This window comes from Duganella sp. Root1480D1 (genome assembly GCF_001427305.1).
In the GTDB taxonomy this organism is placed as follows: Bacteria; Pseudomonadota; Gammaproteobacteria; order Burkholderiales; family Burkholderiaceae_D; genus Rugamonas.
This window is the reverse complement of the sequence record NZ_LMFZ01000004.1, coordinates 232,848-242,811: the sequence shown is the minus strand read 5'-3', so window position 1 is coordinate 242,811 and position 9,964 is coordinate 232,848. Positions and strand designations below refer to the sequence as shown.

The 9,964-nt window shown below is 60.2% G+C and carries 8 protein-coding genes; 4 read left to right on the top strand and 4 right to left on the bottom strand.

Features of this window, described 5'->3' with window-relative positions:
* Positions 1-157: 157 nt before the first annotated feature.
* The 4 genes from ASD58_RS06825 to ASD58_RS06810 all read right to left on the bottom strand — a co-directional run bounded on the left by ASD58_RS06825 (position 158) and on the right by ASD58_RS06810 (position 5,568).
* Positions 158-697: a hypothetical protein gene (locus tag ASD58_RS06825; RefSeq protein ID WP_156401184.1), complete on the bottom strand. Its 540-nt coding sequence runs from the start codon at positions 695-697 to the stop codon at positions 158-160.
* Positions 698-777: 80 nt separating this feature from the next.
* Positions 778-1,440 carry a glutathione S-transferase family protein gene (locus ASD58_RS06820; RefSeq protein ID WP_057260339.1) on the bottom strand — a complete coding sequence of 221 codons (663 nt, stop codon included), beginning with the start codon at positions 1,438-1,440 and terminating at the stop codon, positions 778-780.
* 463 nt (positions 1,441-1,903) lie between these two features.
* Positions 1,904-4,120, bottom strand: coding sequence for a S9 family peptidase (locus tag ASD58_RS06815; RefSeq protein ID WP_057260338.1), 2,217 nt, complete (start codon positions 4,118-4,120; stop codon positions 1,904-1,906).
* A gap of 80 nt (positions 4,121-4,200) precedes the next feature.
* Entirely contained in the window at positions 4,201-5,568 is a 1,368-nt protein-coding gene (locus ASD58_RS06810) for an MATE family efflux transporter (protein ID WP_057260337.1), read from the bottom strand.
* A gap of 97 nt (positions 5,569-5,665) precedes the next feature.
* On the opposite strand from ASD58_RS06810, the gene ASD58_RS06805 reads away from it, so the two are divergent.
* The 4 genes from ASD58_RS06805 (at position 5,666) to ASD58_RS06790 (ending at position 9,961) form a co-directional block, all read left to right on the top strand.
* On the top strand, positions 5,666-6,364 hold the full coding sequence (locus tag ASD58_RS06805) for a beta/gamma crystallin-related protein (protein WP_057260336.1): 699 nt from the start codon (positions 5,666-5,668) through the stop codon (positions 6,362-6,364).
* Positions 6,365-6,541: 177 nt separating this feature from the next.
* Positions 6,542-8,359: a hypothetical protein gene (locus tag ASD58_RS06800; RefSeq protein WP_057260335.1), complete on the top strand. Its 1,818-nt coding sequence runs from the start codon at positions 6,542-6,544 to the stop codon at positions 8,357-8,359.
* A 128-nt stretch (positions 8,360-8,487) separates the two neighbouring features.
* Entirely contained in the window at positions 8,488-9,012 is a 525-nt protein-coding gene (locus ASD58_RS06795; protein ID WP_057260334.1) for a hypothetical protein, read from the top strand.
* 82 nt (positions 9,013-9,094) lie between these two features.
* Positions 9,095-9,961 carry a DnaJ C-terminal domain-containing protein gene (locus ASD58_RS06790; protein WP_057260333.1) on the top strand — a complete coding sequence of 289 codons (867 nt, stop codon included), beginning with the start codon at positions 9,095-9,097 and terminating at the stop codon, positions 9,959-9,961.
* Positions 9,962-9,964 lie beyond the last annotated feature (3 nt).

The following is a 9,964-nucleotide window of genomic DNA, read 5'->3' as shown; positions in this document are numbered from 1 at the left end:
CTCTTGTTTTTCATTAAACAATCCCCGGGTGGGGGCGAGGCTACATTTTGAATCCGGTCGGTCGGCATCACATCCTCCGCGTAGCGGCTTCGTCCAACTACCAATTCCGCTCCTTCCTTTTCGCGATCGCCAAGGGCTGCTTCTGGCCGTTTCCGGGCTAAGGCTTGTTGGCAATACAGGCATCGACGCTAGTCATCCATAGCGCAGCCATTTTCTTCTCCACTGCATTCTTGTCTTTCGCGCGGCCAGCCTCCAGCAGGTCAACCGACTTCGAATAGCGTTCGGCAGCGCAAGCGCAAACAAGTTTCACTTTCGCCGTTGGCAGTTTTCGCGACGGGATCAGCGATTTCGGGTCAGCAAGGCAATCCGCCAAAGTGCTTTTTTCCAGGTTCCGCTGCATCGGGGGAATGATGCACTCTGCAACAGCCTTTTCCTCCAAGGCCATCAGGCGCTCCCGGTCCTCTTTGCTTGCTTCCTGCGTATTGCTGAACTCAGCAACGCGCAACTTGGCAACGTAGTTCTGTTCGGAGCAGCTACAAACTTCCGATTGCAGCTCCTTGGTAAATTCAGGGGTGACAGCCGAGCGCATGCAGCCAGCCTTCACCTTGGGTGCCATCTTCTGGATGGTACTCTCGGGCAGCACTGCTGCCTGTGCCACAGAGAAGGCGAGCAGCCCGCATAACAAGATCGATCGCATTATTGCCTGTTCTGATTGTTAAATAGGCAATTGTAGATGAACTTGATCAACAAAGCGAGCCGCAAGGCATAAGCAGGTCTTTATTCTTCGCCGACGGGCACGCCCAGCGGGAACATGTGCCGGTATGGTTTGGCCTCGGCCCAGCAGCGGGCGAACGATGGGCGTTGACGCAGGCGGCGCAGGTAGGCCATCACGTGTTCATGTTTGTCAGGAATCGGGTGCGACCAGTGCGCGTACAGCAGGAAGGGCGCGGCCGCGCAGTCAGCCATGCTGAATTCTTCGCCCGCGGCCCAGGTGCGGCTGGCCATGACTTTGTCCAGCCACGCGTAGGCGGTATCGAGCTTGCGGCGTGCTTCGGCCACGCCATGCGAGTCGCGTTCGCCGTCGGGACGGAGCACGTCGGCCACCAGCTTTTGCTGCGGTGTGGCGATGTGGTTGTCGAAGAAGCGGTCCATCATGCGTACTTCCAGCGCGGCTTTGGAATCAGCCGGGAGCAGCTTTACCGGTCCGGGATAGTAAAGCGCCAGGTGCTCGATGACGATGCTGGCCTCCACCACCATGCGCTCGCCATCGAGCAGGATCGGGAACTTCTGAATCGGCCATATTTCAGCGAACTGCTGGTAGTTGCTGGCGTGGTCGGGAGAAAGCATGCGGTACTCGAATGGCGTGCCGTTTTCATACAGCGCAATCAGCGCCTTCATCGAATAGGAAGAGAGTGGATGGTAGAACAGTTGCAGTGACATGGCGACTCCGTCGGTGGTGGTTGATCGTATCACTACGACGGATGAGGAAGGACCAATTCGACAAGGCTGGCCGTTGCTTATTTCATATAAGAAATCGGGAACATCTCCAAAACGAAACACACCATAAGTATGCCAGCCATCCAGCTTGCGATGATTCTGGATGCACGGTCTTCGTCACTCAAGAATCTTGATAACCATTGTTTCATTGGCGACCTCCCGATATGAGTCTGACATGTTCAGGCCTGATTGCAAGCAAGCTCTAGTGCTTCGATAGGCGTGCAGATTTTGCCGGCGATGAATAGCAATGCCAGCGGGGCGAATACTGGTAACAGGATGTTGATTGCGAACCAGCCCATCCTCCAATCGTAGCGTGGCGGGTTGCTCAGCGGTTTGAGGCGGGGAAAAGAAAAGCCCGCCGGCTTGCGCGGGCGGGCTGGCAGGCGAGGGCGCTTGGGCCCGGGCCTTAGTTCGATTCCGGTTTCAGGTGTTTGCGGAAGAAAGCATCGATGTAGGTTTGCACGTGGCGCTTGGCCAGGCGGTTCGATACGCCGTGCTTGGCGCCAGGATAGGTCATCAGTTCGAACTGCACGCCGCGGTTCACCAGCGCGTCGATCATCTTGGTGGTATTGGTGAACAGGACGTTGTCGTCCGCCATACCGTGAATCAGCAGCAGCTTGGATTTCAGGCCATCGACGTGATAGAACACGTTCGATTGCTTGTAGCCGTCCACGTTGTCGGTCGGGCGGTCCATGAACTGCTCGGTGTAGTGGGTGTCGTACAGGCCCCAGTCGGTCACCGGCGCGCCGGACACGCCGGCCGCGATCTTGTCCGAACCTTGCGACAGCAGGCGCAGGGTCATGAAGCCGCCATAGCTCCAACCGTACACGCCGATGCGCTTGGCGTCCACGAAGGGTTGCTGGCCCAGCCAGTCGATACCGGTCAACTGGTCTTCCACTTCGACTTTGCCCAGGTTGCGGTAGATCGCGTCGGTGAACACGCGTTCGCGGCGCGAGGAGCCGCGGTTATCCAGGCGGAACACCACATAGCCTTGCTGCGCCATGTACTGGTCGAACTGCGCGCCGTCCCACCTGCGGGTCACGTGCTGCGAGTGAGGGCCGCCGTAGGTGGACAGGTAGACCGGGTACTTCTTGCTGGCGTCGAATTTGTACGGCTTGATCATCGAGTAGTACAGGGTCTGGCCATCCTTCGCCTTCATATTGCCGAATTCGACCGGCAACTGGTCGGGCTTGTATTTGAAGTAGGGGTGCGACTCGTTGACTTCGTTCTTCTCCAGCCAGCTCACCAGCGCGCCGTCCGGACGGCGGATCGCGACCTGCGGCGGGGTTGCCGGATCGGACCAGGTATCCACGAACACTTCGCCATGCTTGGAGAAGGATGCGTCGTGCCAGCCGTCGGCCTGGGTAATGCGCTTAGGCTTGTCGGCGGTGGAGCCATCCAGTTTCAATTCGTAGACCTGCTTGTCGTAGACCGCGTCCTTGTTGGAGGAAACGAAGACCTTGCCGGCCTTTTCGTCCACCGCCAGCACGTCGTCAAAGCCCCACTCACCTTTGGAGATGGCGTGTTTCAGCTTGCCGTCCATGCCGTAGAAGTACAGGTGGTTGCGGCCAGTGCGCTCGGACGACCAGATGAAGCCCTTGCCGCTTTCAAGGAAGCGCAGGTCGTCGCTGATAGTGGTCCAGGTTTTCGCGGTTTCGGCCAGCACCGGGCGCTGCGCCAGCGAAGCTGCGTCAACCGCGATCAACTCCAGCGTCTTCTGGTCGCGCGACTGGCGCTGGAAGAACAGTGACCTGGAATCCTTGCTCCAGTCGGCACGCACCAGGTAGATATCCTTGTTGGCGCCCAGGTCCACGTCGCGGATCTCGCCGCCATTCGGCGATACGATCTTCAGGCCGACGATGGCATTCTTGTCGCCGGCGGCAGGGTAGCGCTGCTCCACCACGTCGGTGCGGTCGGCATAGATCTCGAAGCGGCGCGCCACCGGCACTTGCGCTTCGTCGTACCAGCGGAAGGCAATCGCGGAATCGTCCGGCGCCCAGTAGTAGCCGGTGAATTGGTGCATCTCCTCCTGCGCCACGAATTCGGCTTCGCCGTTATGCACGGTGCCCTTGCCGTCGGTAGTCAGCTGGCGCTCCTTGCCGGTAGCCAGGTCGATCACGAACAGGTTCTGGTTGCGCACGAAGGAAACGTATTTGCCCTTTGGCGAAATCTTGGGGTCGATCACGCTGCCCGACGCCACCAGGCGCGCGCTGTCAGGCTTGGACAGGTCGACCAGGTACAGGTTGCCGGCCAGCGGCACCAGCAACTGCTTGCCATCCGGCGACCAGTTGTAGGAAATGATGCCTTTCAGCGCGGCGGTGCGGGCACGTTCGCGCAGCGCTTTTTCCGCGTCGGACAGGTTCTCGACCGGGACCAGGGCCTTGGAGTCGACCAGGCGGCGCGTGGTCTTGTCCTTCATGTTGTATTCCCACAGGTCCATCTGGTACTGGTCGTCCGCGCGGGCGCGCAGGAAGGTGACGCGGGCGCCATCCGGCGAGACTTTGAGTGCACGCACGCCAGGGCCGGACAGCGATGGATCGGCATACAGGCGCTCCAGCGTCAGGCGTTCAGCGGAAGCGGTACCGGCGGCCAGCAGGGCCACCAGGGTGAGGATAAGGCGCATTGTTTGTCCCGGAATGGTTTACTTACGAATCGCAAGACAATACCAGAACCCGCCCCCGCTGATATTCGGAATGCAATGGCCTATGCCGTTTTTCCTTCGGCCACGCGGGAATTCGACAGTGTGCGCAAATAGGCTGTGAGCAAAATGGCAGCAATCGTCAAGCCGAGCACCAAGCCGATCCAGAAACCGGCCGCCGCCATTTCCTTCCACAAGCCCAGCATGCAGCCGACCGGCAGCGCGAAGACCCAGAACGCCAGGAGCTGGATCAGCATCGGCCCGCGCGTCACCTTGTAGCCCCGGATGGCGCAAGCCGCCGCCACCTGGGTCGCGTCGGACAACTGGAACAGCGCAGCAAACAGCAGCAGGCTGACGCAAGTCTGCTGCACGGCGACGTCGCTGGTGTATGCCGCCGCGATCTCATTGCGGAACAAGGCGATGAAGATGGCCGACACCACCGCAAACGCCAGCGACATGCCCAGCCCGACCCACGAAGCGGAACGGGCGCGGTGCGCATCGCCTTCGCCCAGGGCCTGGCCGACGCGCGTCACCATACCGATGCCCAGGCTAAGCGGCACCATGAACACCAGCGATGAGAAGTTCAGCGCAATCTGGTGCGCCGACTGTTCGATCACGCCAAAGCGCGCCACCAGCAGCGCCACGGCGCCGAAGGCACTGACCTCGGCAAAGTAAGTCACGCCGATCGGCAGGCCAAGCTTCAGCATGCTGCGGATTTCCGGCCAGTGCGGCCACTCCCAATGTGTGAAAGGATAGGTCGCGCGGTAGGCCGGCGAGATGCGCATCCATGCCAGCATGGCGCCCAGCATCAGCCACATGCAGATGCCGGTCGACACCGCGCAGCCCACGCCGCCCATCGCCGGCAAGCCCCAATGGCCGAAGATCAGCAGCCAGTTCACCAGCACATTGAAGGCCAGGCCGAACAGGGCGATCACCATTACCGGCTTGGTCTGGTTGATGCTGGCGCTGTAGCCATACAGCGCGCGATAGCAGGCGAATGGCGGCAAGCCGATACTGATGATGTGCACGAACATCGAAGCGCGCTGGTTCACCTCCGGGGCCAGTTGCAGGTGGTCGAACAGCAGGGTGCAGAGGTTGGCCAGCACCATGGCCACCAGGCCGACGCCCAGACCTTTCCACAAGCCCTGGCGCACCAGGTGCGGAATGCGCTGGTAGCTGCCGGCGCCGACTTCATGCGCCACCAGCGTGTTCATGGCCATCATGGTGCCCATCACGGTCACCAGCACGATGGACCAGATCGCCGCGCCGGTCGATACGGCCGCCAGTTCGGAAGCCTTGGTGTGGCCGGTCATGGCCACGTCCGCCACGGCCATGCCGACGGTAGCGAGTTGTCCAATCAATACCGGCCACGCCAATTTCCATAATGCTGTTGCTTCGTTGCGTAATCTGGAGCTCAAAATCGTGGTCGGCATGTGTTGCACAGTAGGAATTTGTTACAAGGTAGGGTAGTCTAACGGCCTTTGCGCCGCGTTAGTGCGCTTAGGATGCCTGAATATCGGAGATTTAGTAATGAAGAATACCTTGACCGCCGCTTTCCTGCTGGCCGCTTCCCTTCTTGGCCAGGCCGTTTCGGCCGGTGAACTGCAACTCTTCTCGCGCGAAGACTTCCGCGGCCAGCGCGTGGTGATCGCCGACGGCGCCGCCAACAATTTCCGCGACTTCGACTTCAATGACCGCGCTTCCAGCCTGGTGGTGCGCTCAGGCACCTGGGAACTGTGCGAGCACGTCAACTTCCAGGGCCAGTGCGCCGTGTTCGAGCGCGGCGAATACCCGAACCTGCGCCAGTTCAACAATAGCTTCTCGTCGGCCCGCGAGATCGAGCGCCGCCGCGAGCACGGCCAGGGTTGGGGCTGGGGCCGCGACAATCGCGACAATCGCGACGACCGCTGGCGTGAGGAGCGTCGCGAAGAGCGCCGTGAAGAACGCCGCGATTACCGCGAATACGAGCAGGAACAGCGTGGCCCGGCGGTCGAGCTGTTCAATGACAACGGCTTCCGTGGCCGCGTCGTACAAATCAATAACGACCTGCATACCCTGCGCGATGTCGGTTTCAACGACAACGCCAACTCGATGGTCGTCAACTACGGCACCTGGGAAGCATGCGAACACGCCGACTTCGCCGGCCAGTGCCGCACGTTTGGCCCAGGCCGTTACCCGGACCTGCGGGACTTCAGCGATCGCATTTCATCGATCCGCCGCGTTCGCTGATCGGGATCTGCCCTCTCCAGAAGCGCGCTTTACGGCGCGCTTTTTTTTTGCAACAGCAGGTTTGAGCCGGCTCCCAAGGCTGTGCTAGCATTGCTTAATAGTACTTATAGTTTCTGTATAGAAATATTAATAATGGCTATTAGACAAAATAATCTACGCTAACAACCCGAGGGAAGAATGAAATTTAATAAACTGATTTTGGCCAGTGCCGTGAGCATGGCATTGGCCGCATGCGGCGGTGGCGGCAGCAACTCCAGCACCGACACCACGCCGCCGCCAGTGCAGGCGCCTGTTTCCGTGGTGTTTACCGGTACCGCAGCAGTAGGCGCGCCACTGGAAGGCAGCGTAACGGTCAAGGACTCGAAAGGCGCCACCAAGGTCGCCCAGATCGGCAGCAACGGCGCCTACTCGGTCGACGTGACCGGCATGACCGGCCCCTTCGTGTTCCGCGCTTCCGGCTCGGCCAACGGCCAGGTCTACACCGTGCACTCGGTCGCCACCAGTGCCGATGCGGCCGGCAAGATCAACATCACCCAGCTTACCGACCTGATCGCCGCAAACGTAGGCGGCCAGCTCTCGGCCGACTTCTTCGACCAGTTCGATAAAAACGCCGCCACTGCCACTGCAAGCACCATCGATGCCGAAGCCGCCAAGCTCAAGGAAAAGCTGCAAGCGATCCTGACCGCGCTGGGCGTCGACGCCAACACAGACCTGCTGCGTACTCCATTCATTCCGCTTTCCAGCCCGCTCGATAAGGCGCTGGACGCGATTCACGTGACGGTCGATGCCAACACCTCGGTCGCCACTATCAGCACCACCGCCAACACTTCCGTCATCACCGACGACCTGAAACAGAAGGCCGCTGCCGAAACCAATCCGCCGAAGCTGGCAGCAGATAACGTCAGCACCGCAACCACTGACGCCCCGCTGGTGAAGAAGGCGCTGACCGACTTTATCGCCCAGTTCGCTAATAGCCAGCCGACCGTCGATGCGCTGCTGCCATTTGCAGCCTCCGGCTTCCTCAACGATGACGTGGGTGCCGGCGACTTCTTCCGTCACCTGGTGAGCGAACCGGCCCTGGTAGGAGCGACCTTCACCGACATCGAAGTGCACCAGATTGATTACAGCGACCCGGCCAAAATCACCGCCCGCGTGTCGTTCACCGTGAAAACCAAGACTGGCCAGATCATGGACCGTTTGGAAAACTGGAAGATTCGCAAGACCGATGGCGGCTGGCGCCTGCTCGGCAACCTGCGCACGCTGGAACTGGAAGCATTTGCCAGCATGAGCAAAAACGTAGGCGCCAACGGCACCTGCTACAGCACCGGCATCAACTTCAATGTCGTTGACCGCACCCCTGCTAACAATACGACTTCCGGCGTGGTTGACCACATCATCATCACCGGTCCTGGCATGCCGCAAGGTGGCTTGCGCTATAACGCACAAGGCGCGAGCTATGGTTGGGTGAACACCGCCAACTCGTCGGGTAATTACGTGATGAGCACCGACTGCGGCGGCCTTTCGCCAATGGGCAACGATGGGGTGGAACGCCTGCCGGACAATGCAGTGTATGTGGTGACTGCATACGACGCGTCGAATGCCAAGCTGTCCTTCGCTTCCGGCACCAGCGACGGTACCTACGTGCTGAAAGTACAGCGCCGTCCGTTGACCCTGAGCGAGACCAAGGCCAGCACCGCCTTCCCGACGCTGTCGGAGCAAAGCCTGGCAGCGCTGTCCAGCTACAACACGCGCGACCTCACGCTGGCAGTCTCCGCTGTCAATCCGAACACGGTGAGCTGGATCACCATCAGCGAAGAAACTTCGGGCATCAGCTCCGGCCTCGAGTCGACCGAATCGCCGACCGCGGCAGGTACCTTCAGCACCACCTTCAAGCTCCCTGTGCTGCAAGCAGGTGTGACCGTAAAGTCGCGTAATGTACGGATCGAGTCTGCCGACAACTACCGCCGCTACATGCAGACGTCGTATAACCGCTAAGCTGTAGTATTCAACAGCAAAAAAGCGCCTTCGATCGAAGGCGCTTTTTCTTTGCAATGCATGTTGCTGTTTTGGAAATGAACTCGTACACTGGCGCGCATTGGACAATTCAATGTGCTGCGTGACAGATGATGATTATTTCCTTGAAGTGTGTGCAGTGTGGAGCCGGCCTCGAAGTGAAACCGGAGATTGACGACTTCGCCTGTGGTTACTGTGGCGTCCAACAACACGTCGAACGTGGCGGCGGAGTTGTCTCACTGCGACGAATGGAAGAAACGCTGGACGATGTGAAGATTGGCACCAATCGCGCGGCATCCGAGTTCGCCCTGAGGAGACTGCACGCGGATTTGAATGCAATTTGCGCCTGGCGGGACAGCGAGGTAAAAGCCTTACGAAAAGCCGACGACAGGAATTCCACACTCATCGGATGGGGGATTATCATCTTCGCGATCTATTCGATTGTGCAGTATGGCTGGTGGGCCGTTCCGATCATCCTTGGCGGACTGATCATGGTCTCGCAGCTTGTCCAGTCTGTGACCAAGAAGGTCAAGAGGGTCGAAGCCACTGCCGCAGCGAAGATCGAACCGCTGCAGGTGCAGATCGCCCGTCACCAGGCTGTCGTTGACGCGTATGACTTTGGCACCCAGGCCTAGGGTTCGTCGCAGAGTCCTGTTGCGAAGCCGCAAGCGGTGATTTCCTGATACCCTATGTTCTCCTTCACTGCGAGGGTATAGCGTGGAATACAAGGACTACTACGCCACGCTGGGAGTCGCCAAGACTGCCAGCGAAGACGAGATCAAGAAGGCTTACCGCAAGCTGGTCCGCAAATATCACCCGGACGTCAGCAAGGAAGCGGATGCCGATGCCCGCACCAAAGAGCTGAACGAAGCTTATGGCGTGCTGGGCGATGCCGAAAAGCGTGCTGCCTACGATTCGCTGGGCAGCGGCCAGTATCGCGCTGGCCAGGAATTCCGCCCGCCACCCGACTGGAGCGGCGGCTTCGAAGGCGCCAGCGCCGAAGACTTCTTTGCCGACCTGTTTGCCCATGTGGGCGGCCAGCGCGGCGGCCGCCAGGGCTTCCGCATGCGCGGCGACGATATCCACGCTGTGCTTGAAATCAGCCTGCTCGATGCCTATGCCGGCGCCCAGCGCGAGGTGTCGCTGGGCCGCCAGCGGAATCTCAAGGTCAGCATTCCAAAGGGCGTGACAGCCGGCCAGCAATTGCGCCTGGGAGGGCAGGGCCAGCCCGGCATGAATGGCGCCGAGGCGGGCGACCTTTACCTCGAAATCGCCTTCCAGGCCGATGACCGTTATCGCGTCGAAGGCCGCGACGTTTACGAAATAGTCCCAATTCCGCCATGGCTTGCAGCACTGGGCGGCGAGCGTGACGTGAGCACGCCGTCCGGCCGCGTGACCGTGACCGTGCCGCCCAACTCGCAAGGCGGCCGCAAGCTGCGCCTGAAGGGGCGTGGCATTCCTGCCGCGAATAACGCCGGCACGGCGGGCGACCTCTACCTGACGCTGGAGATCTTTGCCCCGCCGGCCGATACGCCCGAGCGGCGCGCGCTATACGAACAAATGCAACGCGAAATAGGAGGATGAGCG

Coding starts and splice junctions, on each gene's coding strand:
- ASD58_RS06825 (WP_156401184.1), bottom strand. CDS start 697: ATGCGATCGATCTTGTTATGCGGGCTGCTCGCCTTCTCTGTGGCACAG.
- ASD58_RS06820 (WP_057260339.1), bottom strand. CDS start 1,440: ATGTCACTGCAACTGTTCTACCATCCACTCTCTTCCTATTCGATGAAG.
- ASD58_RS06815 (WP_057260338.1), bottom strand. CDS start 4,120: ATGCGCCTTATCCTCACCCTGGTGGCCCTGCTGGCCGCCGGTACCGCT.
- ASD58_RS06810 (WP_057260337.1), bottom strand. CDS start 5,568: ATGCCGACCACGATTTTGAGCTCCAGATTACGCAACGAAGCAACAGCA.
- ASD58_RS06805 (WP_057260336.1), top strand. CDS start 5,666: ATGAAGAATACCTTGACCGCCGCTTTCCTGCTGGCCGCTTCCCTTCTT.
- ASD58_RS06800 (WP_057260335.1), top strand. CDS start 6,542: ATGAAATTTAATAAACTGATTTTGGCCAGTGCCGTGAGCATGGCATTG.
- ASD58_RS06795 (WP_057260334.1), top strand. CDS start 8,488: ATGATGATTATTTCCTTGAAGTGTGTGCAGTGTGGAGCCGGCCTCGAA.